The sequence below is a fragment of the Limosilactobacillus sp. DJ3M12 genome, from assembly GCF_947381695.1.
Classification (GTDB): Bacteria; Bacillota; Bacilli; order Lactobacillales; family Lactobacillaceae; genus Limosilactobacillus; species Limosilactobacillus kinnaridis.
In genome coordinates this window covers 26,748-44,065 of sequence record NZ_CANCWY010000011.1, presented here as the reverse complement: position 1 = coordinate 44,065, position 17,318 = coordinate 26,748, and the positions used below count along the sequence as shown (strand labels likewise).

At 39.5% G+C, this 17,318-nt stretch carries 13 protein-coding genes; 6 read left to right on the top strand and 7 right to left on the bottom strand.

All coding sequences use genetic code 11. The features are described from left to right. Nucleotides 1–27: 27 nt before the first annotated feature. The 7 genes from asnB to rpmH form a co-directional block, all read right to left on the bottom strand. On the bottom strand, nt 28–1,947 hold the full coding sequence (gene asnB / locus QOS06_RS06940) for an asparagine synthase (glutamine-hydrolyzing) (RefSeq protein ID WP_035159694.1): 1,920 nt from the start codon (nt 1,945–1,947) through the stop codon (nt 28–30). Nucleotides 1,948–2,145: 198 nt separating this feature from the next. Next, complete coding sequence (gene mnmG / locus QOS06_RS06935) at nt 2,146–4,089, bottom strand: tRNA uridine-5-carboxymethylaminomethyl(34) synthesis enzyme MnmG (protein WP_085680880.1); 1,944 nt, start codon at nt 4,087–4,089, stop codon at nt 2,146–2,148. Between the two features lie 11 nt (nt 4,090–4,100). Then, nucleotides 4,101–5,489, bottom strand: a complete 1,389-nt coding sequence (mnmE, locus tag QOS06_RS06930; protein ID WP_035159695.1) for a tRNA uridine-5-carboxymethylaminomethyl(34) synthesis GTPase MnmE — start codon at nt 5,487–5,489, stop codon at nt 4,101–4,103. Between the two features lie 156 nt (nt 5,490–5,645). Next, the gene (gene jag / locus QOS06_RS06925; RefSeq protein ID WP_085680878.1) at nt 5,646–6,413 is read right to left on the bottom strand and encodes an RNA-binding cell elongation regulator Jag/EloR; all 768 of its coding nucleotides are present in this window, start codon (nt 6,411–6,413) and stop codon (nt 5,646–5,648) included. A gap of 95 nt (nt 6,414–6,508) precedes the next feature. Further along, a complete protein-coding gene (gene yidC / locus QOS06_RS06920) occupies nt 6,509–7,342 on the bottom strand; it encodes a membrane protein insertase YidC (protein ID WP_004562481.1) in 834 nt (277 codons plus the stop codon). A gap of 3 nt (nt 7,343–7,345) precedes the next feature. Beyond that, nucleotides 7,346–7,699, bottom strand: a complete 354-nt coding sequence (gene rnpA, locus QOS06_RS06915) for a ribonuclease P protein component (protein ID WP_003665224.1) — start codon at nt 7,697–7,699, stop codon at nt 7,346–7,348. 138 nt (nt 7,700–7,837) lie between these two features. Continuing rightward, entirely contained in the window at nt 7,838–7,972 is a 135-nt protein-coding gene (gene rpmH, locus QOS06_RS06910; protein WP_003665227.1) for a 50S ribosomal protein L34, read from the bottom strand. 495 nt (nt 7,973–8,467) lie between these two features. Between rpmH and dnaA the strand changes: the two genes are divergently transcribed. The 6 genes from dnaA to gyrA all read left to right on the top strand — a co-directional run bounded on the left by dnaA (nt 8,468) and on the right by gyrA (nt 17,206). Continuing rightward, the gene (gene dnaA / locus QOS06_RS06905; RefSeq protein WP_085680876.1) at nt 8,468–9,790 is read left to right on the top strand and encodes a chromosomal replication initiator protein DnaA; all 1,323 of its coding nucleotides are present in this window, start codon (nt 8,468–8,470) and stop codon (nt 9,788–9,790) included. 177 nt (nt 9,791–9,967) lie between these two features. Then, nucleotides 9,968–11,110, top strand: a complete 1,143-nt coding sequence (dnaN, locus tag QOS06_RS06900; protein ID WP_085680874.1) for a DNA polymerase III subunit beta — start codon at nt 9,968–9,970, stop codon at nt 11,108–11,110. A gap of 248 nt (nt 11,111–11,358) precedes the next feature. Next, nucleotides 11,359–11,580 carry a S4 domain-containing protein YaaA gene (gene yaaA / locus QOS06_RS06895; protein ID WP_003665230.1) on the top strand — a complete coding sequence of 74 codons (222 nt, stop codon included), beginning with the start codon at nt 11,359–11,361 and terminating at the stop codon, nt 11,578–11,580. A gap of 8 nt (nt 11,581–11,588) precedes the next feature. After that, nucleotides 11,589–12,713, top strand: coding sequence for a DNA replication/repair protein RecF (gene recF, locus QOS06_RS06890; RefSeq protein WP_283595688.1), 1,125 nt, complete (start codon nt 11,589–11,591; stop codon nt 12,711–12,713). 26 nt (nt 12,714–12,739) lie between these two features. Then, nucleotides 12,740–14,659 (top strand): DNA topoisomerase (ATP-hydrolyzing) subunit B, encoded by a 1,920-nt coding sequence (gene gyrB / locus QOS06_RS06885; protein ID WP_502868065.1) that lies wholly within the window; start codon nt 12,740–12,742, stop codon nt 14,657–14,659. Between the two features lie 42 nt (nt 14,660–14,701). Beyond that, nucleotides 14,702–17,206: a DNA gyrase subunit A gene (gyrA, locus tag QOS06_RS06880; RefSeq protein ID WP_085680872.1), complete on the top strand. Its 2,505-nt coding sequence runs from the start codon at nt 14,702–14,704 to the stop codon at nt 17,204–17,206. Nucleotides 17,207–17,318: the final 112 nt, after the last annotated feature.

Here is a 17,318-nt window from a genome sequence, read left to right as displayed (position 1 = left end):
CCTTCGCCAGCCTCCTTTAATATTTTTCTATACTTCTGTTGTAGCCGCTTTTTGTGCGCGGTCAATTCCCGATTCATCAGGTTTGAAGTTATCAATGAAATATAACTTATACCACGTTAAGAAGGTGTAGATTGTCCAAATCTTACGACGACCATCCACCTTGCCTTCGAAGTTATCATCGGCAAGTTTTAGAAGCTTTTCTTGATCAAAGAACTCTTTTACGAAGTCTTGTTCAAATAATTCACGTACTTCTTGGTAATACTTCTTTTCTCGAAGCCATGCACGGACTGGAGTTGGGAAGCCCATCTTAGGCCGCGTAGCCCATTCTTCCGGTAAATGCCGATTAGCAGCCATCCGGAATGCCCACTTTGTATCCTTATAGTTAAAGAGGTACTTAGTTGGTGTCGTTTCAGCTACTTTCATTACCTCTTTGTCAAGAAGTGGTACCCGGATTTCAACAGAGTTAGCCATACTCATCTTATCTGCCTTTAAACAAATATCGCCAGGCATGAAACGGTGTAAGTCAACATATTGCTTCTTTGCGACTTCATCGATATCTTTATCTTCCATCTTATCAAAAAGTGGATTAAGAATGTCGGCAATACTTGGTCCGCAATCAAATTCTGGTTGCAAGTAGTCAGCGGCTTCTTCAGGACTAAAGATGTATGCTTGACCAATAAAAGTATCCCGTGCTGGCGCTAAGTTGCGATACATATGCTCTTGGCCGTGGAAGTGTTTCCCATCTAACCACTTAGCAAACTTATACCGACGTTCACGAGGCATCTTCTTTAATTGATCAGTTACCCAACGGATAAATTTAACTTTCGTATTAAAACCATAATCAATGTATCCCGCAAACAATTCATCGGCACCTTCACCTGAAAGAAGGGCCTTGTAGCCGTTATCCTTTGCTAACTTGTTCAAGAAGTATAAAGGAACAACAGATGGGTTAGAATCGGGTTCATCTAGGTAGTATTGAATCATTGGGAATGCGTGGAAAGCTTCTTCGTTAGTCAACTTTTCATCAGTATTCTTCAAGCCCATCTTAGCTGCTAATTCACGTGCTTGTTTGGTCTCATCGTAAGTACTATCAAATCCGATTGAGAACGTATTATCTGGACGCATCAAAGCCGTTACTAAACTTGAATCAACCCCTGCGGAAAGGAATGAGCCAACCTTAATTCCTTTATCTGCAAAGGTATGTGCCTTAACAGAATTCTTAACAACTTCGTCAATCTTGTTAACAGCTTCATCAAACGTCTCGTCTTCTGGCTCAAAGTTTTCGTCCCAGTATTGGGTCATTTCAAACTGACCGTCTTTATAAGTGAAGTAATGCCCCTCTGGAAGACGGTAAACACCCTTAAAGAAAGTTTCTTGAGTAACTGGGTATTGGAATGTCATGTATGGTTTAAGAGCTTCTTTATTAAGCTCCTTCTTAAAGTTAGGATGATCAAGAAATGCCTTAATTTCAGACCCAACAAAGAAAGTACCGTTCATTTTAGCGTAATACAATGGTTTAATTCCAAAATGGTCACGGGCACCGAACATTTCTTTAGTCTTAAAATCCCAGATAACAAAGCCAAACATTCCGCGCAGCTTGTTAACAACATCCTTGCCCCATTCTTCATATCCGTGCAAGATTACTTCAGTATCGGCATGTGTCTTAAATGTGTGACCCTTACTGATTAATTCTTCACGTAATTCTTCAAAATTGTAAATTTCACCGTTGAATTCAATGGCTTTTGAGCTATCTTCATTAAAGATTGGTTGATTACCAGACTTAACATCAATAAAACTCAAGCGCCGGAAGCCAAGTGCTACATCATCATCCACATATTGACCTTCCGCATCAGGTCCCCGGTGAATAATCCGGTCCTTCATTTTTTGGATTAATTGGTCTTTAATTTGTGGTTTTTCATTATCAACAAATGCAACAATCCCACACATTATAAATTTCCTCTTCTTTCTCTTAAATTCACGGATCACAAAATAGTTATTTAAAATTCGTTATTAAAACTTGAACCTAGATTATACCATATAATGCCAAACTTAAGTATATTATCCATTTGCTTTAAGAAAATCATAATAAAATCTGGAGAGCGGAGTCATTACTCTGTTTCTCCAGATTTTATTTCCCAGGAAATTTTATTTACGATCCTTCTTGGAAAACTTCCCCTGACGGACGTAAACACTTAAGATTGCAATATCAGCGGGGTTAACTCCACTAATTCGTGAAGCTTGGGCTAAAGTTTCTGGACGAATCTTTTCAAGCTTTTGACGTCCTTCAGTTGCTAGACCATCAATATCACCATAATCGATATCATCTGGAATCCGTTTAGCTTCCATCCGTTTCATCCGTTCAACCTTAACTTCCTCTTTCTTGATGTAACCAGCATATTTCAATTGAATTTCAACCTGCTCAATCACATGACGATCAAGTTCCTGTTCTGGTGCTGGAATGAATTCGGCCAACATTTGATAATCGAAGTATGGTCGCTTCAAGAGGTCAGCTGCCGCAATTCCATCTTTTAAGCGATTATCCCCGTGTGCTTCAATAAATTCGTTAACCTTATCATCGCTTGGCTTGAGCTTAATTTCTTCTAATCGTTTGATTTCAGCTGCGACTTGGCGCTTCTTCTCTTCCATTTTAGCAAGCCGCTCATCACTAACTAGGCCAACATTATGACCCATTTCCATTAACCGGAAATCAGCATTATCATGACGTAAAATTAGCCGATATTCTGCCCGACTTGTAAGTAAACGGTAAGGTTCTTTCGTTCCCTTTGTTACTAGGTCGTCGATCATCACACCAATATATGCATCCGAACGCTTAAGGACAAATGGTTCCTTGCCTTGTGCCCGTAATCCTGCATTAATCCCTGCAATTAATCCTTGCCCCGCTGCTTCTTCATAACCTGAAGAACCGTTTGTTTGGCCTGCAGTATAGAGATTCTTAATGATCTTGGTTTCCAAGGTTGGGTGAAGTTGGTACGGCGCAACTACATCGTATTCAATTGCATATCCAGGACGCATCATTTCTGCATTTTCTAACCCCTTAATTGAGTGTACAATCTTTTGTTGGATTTCTTCTGGCATTGATGTCGAAATTCCGTCAAGGTAATATTCATCCGTATCCCGGCCTTCTGGTTCAAGGAAAACTTGGTGCCGCGGTTTATCAGCAAAACGAACAATCTTATCTTCAATTGAAGGACAGTAGCGTGGCCCAACACCCTTGATAACACCAGAGAACATTGGAGCCCGGCTAAGATTTTCCCGAATAATGGCATGGGTCCCTTCATTTGTATAAGTTAACCAACAAGATAATTGTTCGCTAATTGGAATATAGGCACTATCAGGAGTATCAAAACTAAAGTGATGTGGTTCCTCATCCCCGGGTTGTTCTTCCGTTACACTATAGTCGATTGTCTTTCCATTAACCCGTGGTGGCGTTCCCGTCTTAAAACGCTCAAGATCAAAGCCAAGTTCTTCAAGGTTTTCCGAAAGTTTTACCGCTGACTTAGAGTTATTTGGACCAGATTCATACTGTAATTCACCAATAATGATCTTTCCGCGCGCTGCAGTTCCAACAGTTAGTACAACCGTCTTAGCGTGGTAACGAGCTCCTGTATTAGTAATAACACCTTTGCAGACACCATCTTCAACAATTAACTGGTCAACAGTTGCTTGACGGAGAGTAAGGTTAGGTTCTTCCTCAATTGTCTGCTTCATTGCACGGTGATAAGCATGTTTATCTGCTTGAGCTCGTAATGCACGGACAGCGGGACCCTTACCGGTATTTAACATCCGCATTTGAACATAGGTCTTATCAATGTTATGGCCCATTTCACCACCAAGAGCATCAATTTCGCGGACCACGATTCCTTTTGCCGGACCACCAACAGAGGGGTTACATGGCATAAAAGCAACCATTTCAAGATTAATTGTTACCAACAAGGTCTTATTTCCCATCCGGGCTGCGGCAAGGGCGGCCTCGCTTCCGGCATGACCCGCCCCGACAACAATTACATCGTATGATCCCGCTTCGTATTGAACGGCATCAGATGTTTGCAATGCTTCTGAACTCTTCATTCTTCTATTCCCTACTTTCCTAAACAGAATTGACTAAATAACTGGTCAAGCAACTCATCTTGGTAACTATCCCCAGTAATTTCACCTAATAATTCCCAACACCGGGTCATATCAATTTGAACCAGGTCTACCGGCATTCCATCATTAATTCCTTTTAAGACATCGCTTAAAGCATCATTAGCTTGGTGAAGTAAGCCAATGTGCCGAGCATTTGTAACCATTACATTATTCTGGTTGCTTTCAATCCCCTTGTTGAAGAACATGTGACCAATCTGTTCACCAAGTTGATCCATTCCTTCATGATTAACGATTGAAGTTTCAATAACAGCACTCTTGCCAGCTAGTGATTTCAATTCCTCTAAATCAACCTTGCGTGGAAGATCCGTCTTATTTAAGATGATGATCCGCTGCTTATCCTTGGTTGCTTCAAGTAATTGGCGATCCTCGTCAGTTAATTCATTTGAACTATCAATCAAGAGAAGTACTAAGTCAGCGGCGCCCAAAGCTTTGCGACTCCGCTCTACCCCGATCTTTTCAACTTGGTCATTTGTATCGCGGATTCCTGCTGTATCAATTAACTTCAATGGCACCCCGTTGACATTGACATATTCTTCAATTACGTCCCGGGTTGTCCCAGCAACGTTTGTAACGATCGCCTTGTCTTCGTGAAGCAAGGAATTCAATAAGCTTGATTTACCAACATTTGGCTGCCCGATGATAGCCGTTGCTAAACCATCTCGCAAAACCTTTCCTTGCTTAGCTGTTTTAAGAAGGCCTTGGATTCGTTGTTGAATGTCCTCTGCTTTTTCTTTTAAGAGTTTCGTCGTCATTTCTTCAACAGCATCATATTCTGGATAATCAATATTAACCTCTACCTGTGCTAATACATCCAAAATGTCTTGTCGCAAATTACGAATTAACCGCGACAAATCACCATCAAGTTGGTTTAATGCAACCTTCATCGATTTATCTGTCTTTGCACGAATTAGATCCATTACTGCTTCTGATTGGGATAAATCGAGACGACCATTTAAGAAGGCTCGTTTAGTAAATTCACCTGGTTCTGCCATCCGGGCGCCAAAGCTCAGTACCAATTGCAGAATACGGTTAGTTGCTAACAATCCCCCGTGACAGTTAATTTCAATCACGTCTTCACGCGTATAAGTGTGAGGCGCACGCATTACTGAAACCATCACTTCATCAACTTCCTGATCCGTATCAGGGTCAACAATATGACCATAGTTAATGGTATGAGTTGCTACTTTGGCGAGATCTTTTCCTTTGTAGATCCGTTGAGCAACTTTCACCGCATCATCTCCACTAATTCGGATAATGGAAATTCCACCTTCACCAACCGGTGTCGAAATTGCTGCAATCGTATCATTCTCGCTATTTGCCATCGCTACTTTACTCCTTTCTAACAAAAAAAGTGCTAGTCCATGCATAGTAATAAAAATATCACTAACATGGTCAAAGCACTTTCACTACTTTAACGAATATTAAATTTATAACCGCTCATATTCTAAGATCATTACCAGAAATTGTCAACAAGTAAGTTAGTCCTTAGGCGCAATCACGATACTCCGGTAAGGTTCCCGACCGTGGGAGTATGTTTTTACGTGGTGATTATTCTCAAGTTCATGGTGAATTTGTTTCCGTTCGCGGGCGGGCATCGGGTCCATAAAAACTGCTTTCCCACTTGCAACTACTTCCATCGCCGCCTTTTGCGCTAGGTTGTGAACTGCTTCTTGACGCCGTTCACGATAATTGGAAGTATCAAGTTCAACATTTACTTTTGCCGCTCCATGATAATCCATGAATATATTACTAAGCTGTTCCATCGCGTTGATCCGACGACCGTGCTTACCGATCACCCGTCCATTTTCCTCAGTTTGGAGATTAATTTTGAGATCATGAGCTTCTAAATTAATAATTCGCGGTTCAACAGCAATACCTAATTCCTTAAATACTGTCCTTAGATACTCAACCAATTCTTTACTAGTTGCTTGAACCTTTTTAAGATTGGCTTGTTGCCGCCGCTTGATTTCAGCAGGATCGAGCTCATCTTCAGCGGAATTTAAGCTTGCAGGCTTTTGTTCTGGCTCTTTTGCCGGTTGCTCATCTTTTTCTTCCAGTGAGGGCATCGCAATTTCTTTATCTTTTATTACTGCATCCACTTGCGCTTGGCGTCGTCCAATTCCTAGAAAACCGTGCTGCGGCTGTTGAAGAACCGCAAATTCAATCGTTTGATTAACAGTTGGCTTCAATTGTGTACGGGCCTTTTCTTTTGCTTCTTCAATTGTTGTTCCAGTAAAAACTGCCATTTTTATCCCCCGTGAATTTAATTAATTTCCATTCTTTAAATTTATTACTAAATAAAAAGGCTCGCAACAACTTTACTTGTCACAGCCTTAATAACTTATTTCCGCCGACTTTGGTAAGCGCGACGTTTTGCTTTTTCAATCTTGCGACGTTTTGCTTTTTCAGCCCGTTGCTTTTCTTCACGTTCACGACGAATCTTAAATGGATTCTGGATGATAAGCGTTTGGACAACTTGGAAGGCATTTGTTACTACCCAGTATAAGGTAATAGCTGAAGAGAATCCCAATGCCATGAAGAATACCATAATCGGCATAAACCACGTCATTGTAGTTGTCATTGAGTTTTTTTCGGGCATTGAAGCCATGGATAACCATGAACTAATAAATGTAAATAATGCCGCTAGAATAGGCATAATGTAGTATGGGTCCGGGTGACCTAACTGAAGCCACAAGAAAGTTCCATTCCGTAAGGCTGAGGTCCGCCAGATTGCTTGATAAAGAGCCCACATAACTGGTAGCTGAACCAGCAACGGAAGCATCGAAGCCCATGGATTAACTCCTGCTTCTTTATAGAGCTTCTGCGTCTCCATTTGCATCTTTTGCATTGACTCGCGATCACGTGATGAGTACTTTTTCTGAATTGCCTTTAATTGAGGAGCAAGTTCTTGCGTCTTCATCATGGTCTTTGTTTGGTAGAACATCAATGGCAGTAAGATGATCCGGATGATGATCGTAAAGATAATGATCCCCATTCCATATCCGCCAAAGTGCTTTGATAACCAAATGATAAATTGTGAACAGTTATAGATAATGTAGTGGTCCCAGATACCAGTACTATGACTAGTAATTGGCTTATTGGAGCAAGCAGCTAAAAATAGGGTCAAGCTCATGATTGCTCCCAAGCTTAGGAATTTTTTTGTTTTCTTATTCAAATCCTAATCCTCACTTTTTTCATCTAACAAATGTGCTCGCTTTAAAACGTGCACTAGGTTTTTCTTTGTTTCTGCCATTGATAAACCATCTGCCGCTGACCGAGCAATAACCAAGAAATCAACATCAGACCGTAATTGCGGTTTCACCTCTAATAATGTTTGACGAATACGCCGCTTAACCCAATTACGATGCACAGCATTTCCAATCTTTTTTCCAACAGAAATACCGACACGAAAATGTTTTTGTCCTGGCTTTTCCATTTGATATACGACAAATTTGTGGTTGGCCACGGAATTATGGGTTTCAAAAACCCGTTGAAACTCACTTTCCTTTTTTACGCGATATGATTTTCTCATTTGTATAATCCCCAGCCTTAATTTAAGTAGATATAAAAATAGGGCCGGGCATACGACAACTTTAACGATTCAAATTGCTCGTCAAGCTGACTGCCCTGCCCCACACAATAAAAAAAGCCACTATAAAAGTGGCCGTGGTTATGCAGATAATACTTTTCTGCCCTTTTGACGCCGACGTGCTAATACCTTACGGCCGTTACTGGTGCTCATGCGCTTACGGAAGCCATGGACACGTGCACGGTGACGCTTCTTTGGTTGAAACGTGCGCTTCATACAATTGCACCTCCTATTAAATTCGAGTGGTTTGGTTTCTAGAGTCTAAAAGACGATCTCTTCAAACATACTTTGGTAGTATAACACACTTACCGAAATTAATAAACGGCGAATTTTTATTTAAATTTTTTTGATTATTAACAAAATTAGCAAAATAATCCACAGCGTTGTGTAAATTCATAATTTGTGGACAAGTTATCAACAATGTTTTTCAGAGATTATCCCCAGATTCACACCTGTTGATAAAGTTATCCACAAGTGGCCTTTCAGGTGTTGATAACTCTCTAGTTTACTGCTATATAAATAGCATATATCAACACAATTCTGTGGATAAGTGATAATGGAATCTCCTTTTCCCCATTTTTCACAGCAATATTATTAATTTACACACAGTGTTGTGTAAACTTTTTTATTATTATCCACTTGGTTGTGGAAAACTTTCCCATGTAATGATAAAATACCGTTTGTAATTTAATACTTTAGGAGGAAATTATTTTGACTGAGCTCGATTCTCTGTGGGAAGCGATCCAAAATTCATTTCGTCAGGATACCACTCCGGTTACCTTTGACACTTTGATTGCTCCGGCAAAAGCAATTTCTCTCTCTCAAAATCAACTGGAAATCGAGGTGCCCACTCCGGTGCACCGCGATTTTTGGCGCAAAAATTTAAATACACAGCTTAAAGAATTCGCTCAACATGAATTGGGACGTAATATTGAGCCGCATTATATTTTAGAGGGAGAATTTACCTATACAAATAAAAAAACAGAAGATGATCCAACTCTTTCTTTTGAGATGGACACTCCTCTTAATCCTCATTATAACTTTGGAACATTCGTTGTTGGAGAAGGAAATAAAATGGCACACGCTGCAGCATTTGCCGTTGCCGAAAGTCCGGGCAGCCTTTACAACCCGCTCTTTATTTATGGGGGGGTTGGTTTAGGAAAAACCCACTTAATGGAAGCGATCGGTAACCATATGCTTCAAGTTAATCCAAATTCGCGTGTCAAATATGTGACGAGTGAGGATTTTACCAACGATTATATTAATGCTATTCGTAATAATACGACTGAACAATTAAGAGAAGAATATCGTAACCTTGATCTCCTATTAATTGATGATATTCAATTTTTAGCCAACAAAGAGGGAACACAGCTAGAATTTTTCAATACTTTTAATGCCCTTCATGATCGCAAAAAACAAATTGTTATGACATCTGATCGGATTCCAAATGAGATTCCCGAACTGCAAGACCGGCTTGTATCACGTTTCAGATGGGGACTTACTGTCGAAATTACTCCTCCTGACTTAGAGACAAGAATTGCCATCTTGCGGAGTAAAGTTGAGGAAGATCATATTGATATTGGAAACGACACCCTTAATTATATCGCTGGCCAAATCGATACAAACATTCGTGAACTAGAAGGAGCCTTAACAAAGGTTCAAGCATTTGCTAATTTAAGCGGTGAGCGAATCACGCCAAGCTTAGCATCTCAAGCATTAAAGGGACTTCACCGCGTAGCCAAAAACGAAATATCAATCGCTACAATTCAAAAACAAGTCGCTGATTTTTATAATATAACTCAAGGAGATATCCTTGGTAAAAAGCGAGTTAAACAAATTGTTATGCCTCGCCAAATCGCTATGTATCTTTCTCGAGAACTCACCGATTCCTCGTTGCCAAAAATCGGCAACGAATTCGGCGGCAAAGACCATACCACCGTTTTACATGCTATCGATAAAATCGAGGCAGAACTAAAAAAGGATACTGACTTACAAAACGATATTACAAAATTAAAAGCTAAACTACGATCATAAGCTGTGGATAAGTATAATAATTATCCTCAAACTTATCCACAAGTTATCAACAGGTGGATAACTCGCAATAAAAGGTGTTTAAATAGTTTTCCACAGTATTAACAGGCCCTACTACTACGACTACATTTTAAACTATTAAATATATTTATATACTTACACACAAAAGGACTGAAACATATGAATTTTACAATTAACCGATCTGCATTCATTAGTCAACTAAATAATGTCTTACGTGCCATTTCATCTAAAACCACAATTCCAATTCTTACTGGATTAAAGATGGTCGTAAACGAAGACAACATTGTGTTAACTGGTAGCAATTCTGACATCACTATTGAAAGTGTTATTAATGCTAATGATGCTGAGAACGATTTAATAATTGAAGCCACTGGCGCTATTGTATTACCAGCCCGCTTCTTCAGTGATATTGTTAAAAAGCTGCCAGACAAAAAAGTAACTATTGAAGTTACAAGTGGTTTTCAAGCAGATATTACTTCCGGTTCAGCTAAGTTTCAAATTAATGGCCAAGATGCTGAAAACTTTCCTCATTTACCAGAAATTGAAACTAATAAATCAGTAACCCTTCCTAACGACATCCTTAAAGAAGTAATTCGTCAAACTGTTATTGCGGTATCTAAGCAAGAAAGTCGCCCAATCCTTGCCGGGGTGCATATGACGTTAAAAGATGGCGTCCTAACAGCTGTTGCAACAGATAGTCATCGACTTGCACAACGGAAAGTGGTCCTCGAAAACATCGATAACAGCATAGATTTTGATGTGATTATTCCTGGAAAGAGCATGGAAGAACTTTCTGGAATGATTAGCGATGTCCATGAAGATGTACAAATGCAAGTAACCGAAAATCAAGTATTGTTTATTTTTGGTAATACTCATTTCTATTCGCGATTACTAGAAGGGAACTATCCGGAAACAAGCCAGTTAATTCCACAAACTGCTGATACAACAGTTGAACTAGAAGCTGGGACATTTCTATCATCAATTGAGCGTGCTTCGCTTTTATCTCATGAAAGCCGTAATGATGTGGTTAAGTTAAGTCTAAAGCCATCAGAAAGTCTTGTCCGAATTAGTGGTGATTCTCCAGATATCGGTACCGTTGAAGAAAAGGTAGTCACGTCTGCTCTTGATGGTAATGATCTTGAAATCTCGTTCAATCCTAACTACATGAAAGATGCTTTGCGTTCTTTTGGTCAGGCAACGATCAAGATTTCATTTACTTCACCGTTGCGACCATTTACCTTGGTGCCAACAGAAGATCAAGAAAACTTTGTCCACTTAATTACACCAGTACGGACATTCTAAGAAAGGTCTTATATAAGTTTTATAAAAAAGAGACTACAGAACGTTTTGTTTTGTAACCTCTTTTTTATTTGCCATAGATTAAATTTTATTAGTATTGCTAGTTTATATTCAGATTTTTGACCATAGAGCAAATTTAACCGAATTTTGATAAAAAAGGCTAAAATAAGTTAATGCGCTCAGAAAGGCTAATAACGCAAAATTAGATCAAATAATGTGGTATAATAGAATTACAAAAGTAGGTGAAAAAAATGGAAGAAAAGTCAGTGTTGATTGATAGTCCATTTATTACACTCGGCCAGTTACTCAAAGAAGAGGGGATTATTCCTACTGGCGGAGCAGCTAAATGGTTTCTAAAAGAAAATACTGTATTAGTAAATGATGAGCCAGATGATCGGCGAGGACGCAAATTATATCCCGAAGATAAGATTCAAATTCCTGACCACCAATTACTTGTTATTAAGAGTAAGTAGGGATAAGCATGATTCTGACGGAATTGCATTTACATCACTTTCGAAATTATCAGGATCTAACCGTTCACTTCAACCCTGGAGTGAACGTTTTAATTGGTCATAATGCACAGGGTAAAACGAATATGCTAGAGGCAATCTATGTTCTTTCCCTGACCAAGAGTCATCGAACAAGTAATGACCATGAACTTATTAATTGGCAAGAAAAATCAGCTCTAATAAGTGGCACAGTAGAGAAAAGTATTGGCAAGATTCCACTTGAATTACAATTCTCAAGTAAAGGAAAAAAGGCAAAGGTAAATCATTTAGAACAAGCGCGATTATCACAGTATGTTGGTCAACTAAATGCAATATTATTTGCTCCTGAGGACTTGTCGTTGGTAAAAGGGTCCCCAGCTTTACGGCGCCACTTTATGGATCGAGAATTTAGCCAGATGAGTAGCAAGTACCTCTACAATGCAGGCCAATACCGCACACTCTTACGACAAAAAAACAAATATTTAAAGCAACTAAAATATAAGCAACAAACTGATCGCGTCCTTTTAGGAGTCCTATCTGATCAGCTTGCTGCTTTTGGTGCGGAAGTAATTATTGCCCGTCAACATTTTTTAAAGCACCTTGAAGGATGGGCAGCTGATTTACATCAAGAGATTTCACTGAATAAGGAATCATTACAGCTTGAATACATTAATCAATTAAAGGTTAATGATGAGACTACTGCTGAAGAGGCTTATCAGGCCCTTTTTAAATTATATCAAGACAACGAACAGCGTGAAATTGAGCAGGGGACAACAATTTACGGCCCCCATCGTGATGATATCCGCTTTCTGGTAAATGATAAAAATGTACAGGCTTTTGGATCGCAAGGACAACAGCGAACGACAGCACTATCAGTAAAACTAGCAGAGATTGATTTGATGAAAGAGCAAACAGGCGAGTATCCATTATTATTATTGGACGATGTGTTATCGGAACTAGATACGATTCGACAAACACACCTGTTAACAGCCATTCAGAATAAAGTTCAAACATTTTTGACGACAACCAGTCTGAGTGATGTTGCTCGCCAGCTAATTAATGAACCCACGATTTTTGAAATTGAGCACGGCACTTTGAATAAGGAGGAAGTAAAGTGAGCAACGAACAACAAAAAGAAACCAAGATGGAATTGGCTAGCGAATACGATGCTAGTCAAATTCAGGTTTTAAAGGGATTGGATGCAGTTCGAAAGCGTCCCGGAATGTACATTGGTTCCACTTCAGCCCAGGGACTTCATCACCTTGTTTGGGAAATTGTCGATAACGGAATTGATGAAGCCTTAGCAGGATTCTGTGATGAAATTAATGTTGTAGTTAATCCAGATAACAGTATTACTGTTAAGGATAATGGTCGGGGAATTCCAGTTGATACGCAAAAAGAAACTGGAAAGTCAGCCTTAGAAACGGTCTTTACTGTTCTGCACGCCGGAGGAAAATTTGGCGGCGGCGGATATAAGGTTTCTGGAGGTCTTCACGGGGTAGGGGCTTCTGTTGTAAATGCCTTATCTACTGAATTAGATGTTAAAGTTGCTCGTCAAGGTAAACGTTACTACATGGATTTTGATCATGGTCATGTTAAGTCTGCAATGAAGGTAATTGAAGAAGGACTTCCAGAAACTGAGCATGGTACAACCGTTCACTTTAAGCCGGATCCAGAAATTTTCCGTGAAACAACGACTTACAATATTAAAACTTTAACTGATCGTTTAAGAGAATTAGCTTTCTTAAATAAGGGACTTAAAATCACGATCGAAGACTTACGACAAACAGATCATGAACGGAAAGAATTCCATTATGAAGGTGGTATTCGTCATTATGTTGAATACCTTAATGAAGATCAAAATGTTTTATTTGATCCACCAATTTACGTGGAAGGTAAAGAAAATGATATTACTGTTGAAGTTTCCTTACAATATACAGATTCATATCGTAGCAACTTACTAACTTTTACTAACAATATTCATACTTATGAAGGTGGAACTCATGAGACCGGATTTAAGATGGCTCTTACACGCGTTATTAATGACTACGGCCACAAAGCAGGTGTTTTAAAGTCGAATGAGACCTTATCAGGAGATGACGTACGGGAAGGTTTAACTGCTGTTATCTCCATTAAGCACCCTGATCCGCAATTCGAGGGACAGACTAAGACTAAGTTAGGAAATTCAGATGCACGAACAGCGACTGACCATGTCTTTGCGGCAACATTTAACCGATTCTTATTAGAACACCCAGACGAAGCGCGGCAAATTATTGAAAAAGGTCAACTCGCTTCCAAAGCAAGAGTGGCTGCTAAACGGGCACGGGAAGTTACTCGTAAAAAGAGTGGTCTTGAAATTAGCAATTTGCCAGGTAAGTTAGCTGATAACACCAGTAAGGATCCTGAAATTTCAGAATTATTTATTGTCGAAGGGGATTCTGCCGGTGGATCAGCAAAGCAGGGACGTTCGCGACTCACCCAGGCAATCCTTCCAATTCGAGGAAAGATCTTGAATGTTGAAAAAGCAACCCTTGATCGAGTTCTAGCTAATGACGAAATTCGTTCTCTATTTACCGCTCTTGGAACAGGTTTTGGGGATGACTTTGATATTACAAAGGCTAATTACCATAAATTGATTATCATGACTGATGCGGATGTCGATGGTGCCCACATTCGGACATTACTGTTAACCTTGTTCTACCGCTTTATGAAACCAATGATTACGCATGGGTATGTTTATATTGCCCAACCGCCGCTATATCAAGTTCGGCAAGGTAAATTTGTAAAATACATTGACTCTGATGAAGAACTAGAGCAGGTTGTAAGCTCACTGCAGCCAAGTCCTAAGCCAGTTATTCAGCGTTACAAAGGGCTAGGTGAAATGGATGCTGAGCAATTATGGGAAACAACAATGGACCCAGAAAATCGGCACCTATTACGAGTAAAACTAGACGACGCAGAACAGGCTGATAAGATTTTCCCAATGCTAATGGGAACCAAGGTCGGACCACGGCGCGACTTTATTGAGCAAAATGCTAAGTTCGTTGAAAACCTTGACCTGTAATTAACTGTTGTTTACTGCTAACGCAAAAAAGGAGGAACGACATTGGCTGAACAAGATATGCCTAATCGGATCACGGATGTAAATCTTACGAGTCAGATGAAAAACTCATTCTTGGATTATGCAATGAGTGTTATTGTTTCACGTGCGCTTCCAGACGTCCGTGATGGATTAAAACCGGTACAACGCCGGATTCTATATGGAATGAATGAATTAGGGGTTACTCCCGATAAGCCTTACAAGAAGTCAGCCCGGATTGTCGGGGATGTAATGGGTAAGTTCCACCCACATGGTGACTCTTCAATTTATGAAGGACTTGTGCGGATGGCTCAAGACTTTAGTTATCGTTACATGCTTGTTGATGGTCACGGTAACTTCGGGTCAGTTGATGGTGATGGAGCGGCCGCCATGCGTTATACTGAAGCAAAGATGAGCAAAATTGCAGTTGAAATGCTTCGGGATATCAATAAAAATACCGTTGATTTCCATGATAACTATGATGGTACTGAAAAAGAACCGGATGTATTACCAGCTCGTTTTCCTAATTTATTAGTTAACGGTGCCTCAGGGATTGCCGTGGGGATGGCTACTAATATTCCAACCCATAATTTAGGTGAGGTGATTAATGGCCTGCATATGTTAATGAATAACCCTGATATTACAACGGAAGGACTAATGAAGGCTATTCCTGGTCCCGACTTTCCAACTGGTGGAGTAGTAATGGGTAAGTCCGGTATTCGTAAAGCTTATGAAACCGGTCGGGGAACTATTATTGTTCGAGCAAAAGTTGATATTGAAGAACAGAAGAATGGTAAGCAACGGATCATTGTTCACGAAATTCCATACATGGTTAATAAGGCAAAGTTAATTGAACGAATTGCTGAATTAGCTCGGAATAAAGATATTGATGGAATTACTGATGTTAACGATGAAACTGACCGTGACGGAATGCGAATCGTAATTGATGTTCGTCGTGATGCCAGTGCTGAAGTTATCTTGAATAATCTTTACAAGATGACCTTGATGCAAACAACTTTTAACTTCAATATGCTAGCAATTGTTAATGGGGCTCCAAAGATTTTAAGCTTGAAACAAATCTTGCAATATTATCTGGAACACCAGGAATCAGTTGTACGGCGGCGAACGGAATTTGAATTAAAGAAAGCCCAGAATCGTGCGCACATTGTTGCCGGATTGCGGATCGCTTTAGACCATATTGATGAGATAATTAATATTATTCGTAATTCACAAACAAGTGAAGTAGCGAAAAATGAGTTGATGAATAATTATGGTTTATCAGATCGACAGGCTCAAGCTATCCTCGATATGCGGTTAGTTCGGTTGACCGGTCTAGAACGGGAAAAGATAGAGGATGAATACCAAAAATTAATGGCAGCAATTGCTGATTACAAGGATATTCTTGCTCATCGTGAACGGATCAATCAAATCATTTATGACGAATTGATGGAAATTCAAAAACGTTTTGGAGATGAACGGCGGACTGAACTTCAAGTTGGTGATATTACCAATATTGAAGATGAAGACTTAATTGAAGAAGAAGATATTATCGTTGCCTTGACCCACAATGGATACATTAAACGTCTTCCAGTTGATGAATTTAAGTCTCAGCATCGTGGGGGTCGTGGTGTTAAGGGAATGGGAGTTCATAAAGATGATTTTATTGAACAACTAATTTCTAGCTCAACTCATGATATGTTGCTCTTCTTTACTAATTCAGGAAAAGTATACTCAATGAAAGGGTATGAAGTTCCTGAATATGGTCGGGCTGCGCAGGGAATTCCAATTATTAACCTGCTTGGAATTAATAATAAAGAGAAGATTAGCGCTGTTATCAATGTTTCACATGAAACTAACGATGATGATAAATACCTCTTCTTTACTACTAAGCTAGGAACAGTTAAACGGACAGCAGTAACAGAGTTTAAGAATATTCGAAGTAATGGATTAAAGGCGCTTAATCTCCATGAAAACGATGAATTGATTGATGTAGAAGTTATTAGTGAAGATCAGCCAATGATTATTGGTACTCATAATGGATATGCTCTTAGCTTTAAATCATCAGTTGTTCGGTCAATGGGACGAAGCGCGGCTGGAGTTCGTGGGATTCGTTTACGAGATGAAGACTACGTAATTGGCGCTGCCCCTCTTAATTCTGATAGCAAGGTACTTGTAATTAGTGAAAATGGTTTTGGAAAGCAAACTCCTGCTTCTGAATACCCAATCAAAGGCCGGGGCGGATTAGGAGTTAAGACAGTTAATGTTACTGCAAAGAATGGCCCGCTGGTTGGTTTAACGACTGTCAATGGTGATGAAGATATCATGTTAGTGACTGACCAGGGAGTAATTATTCGTTTTGGCATTGAAAGTGTATCGCAAACTGGACGATCTGCGGTTGGTGTTCACTTAATTAAGATGGATAATGGTGCCCGTGTTGCTACGATTGCAAAGGTGGATAAAGAAGTCGATGAGGAGACTGAAGAAGTAACTAATAATTCCTCACAAGAAGAAAATCAACCAACAGAAAATTAAAAAAATAAAGTGAGAAAGTAGATATTTTACGTATATATAGTTATAGTGACCGCAACATTTAGGATTTCTTGTTAGATGTTCCTTGTTTTAAATAGAATTTTATGCTATATTT

Excerpts from the sequence above, each read along its gene's own strand:
- asnB (WP_035159694.1), bottom strand. The coding sequence starts at position 1,947 with ATGTGTGGGATTGTTGCATTTGTTGATAATGAAAAACCACAAATTAAA.
- mnmG (WP_085680880.1), bottom strand. The coding sequence starts at position 4,089 with ATGAAGAGTTCAGAAGCATTGCAAACATCTGATGCCGTTCAATACGAA.
- mnmE (WP_035159695.1), bottom strand. The coding sequence starts at position 5,489 with ATGGCAAATAGCGAGAATGATACGATTGCAGCAATTTCGACACCGGTT.
- jag (WP_085680878.1), bottom strand. The coding sequence starts at position 6,413 with ATGGCAGTTTTTACTGGAACAACAATTGAAGAAGCAAAAGAAAAGGCC.
- rnpA (WP_003665224.1), bottom strand. The coding sequence starts at position 7,699 with ATGAGAAAATCATATCGCGTAAAAAAGGAAAGTGAGTTTCAACGGGTT.
- rpmH (WP_003665227.1), bottom strand. The coding sequence starts at position 7,972 with ATGAAGCGCACGTTTCAACCAAAGAAGCGTCACCGTGCACGTGTCCAT.
- dnaN (WP_085680874.1), top strand. The coding sequence starts at position 9,968 with ATGAATTTTACAATTAACCGATCTGCATTCATTAGTCAACTAAATAAT.
- yaaA (WP_003665230.1), top strand. The coding sequence starts at position 11,359 with ATGGAAGAAAAGTCAGTGTTGATTGATAGTCCATTTATTACACTCGGC.
- recF (WP_283595688.1), top strand. The coding sequence starts at position 11,589 with ATGATTCTGACGGAATTGCATTTACATCACTTTCGAAATTATCAGGAT.
- gyrB (WP_502868065.1), top strand. The coding sequence starts at position 12,740 with ATGGAATTGGCTAGCGAATACGATGCTAGTCAAATTCAGGTTTTAAAG.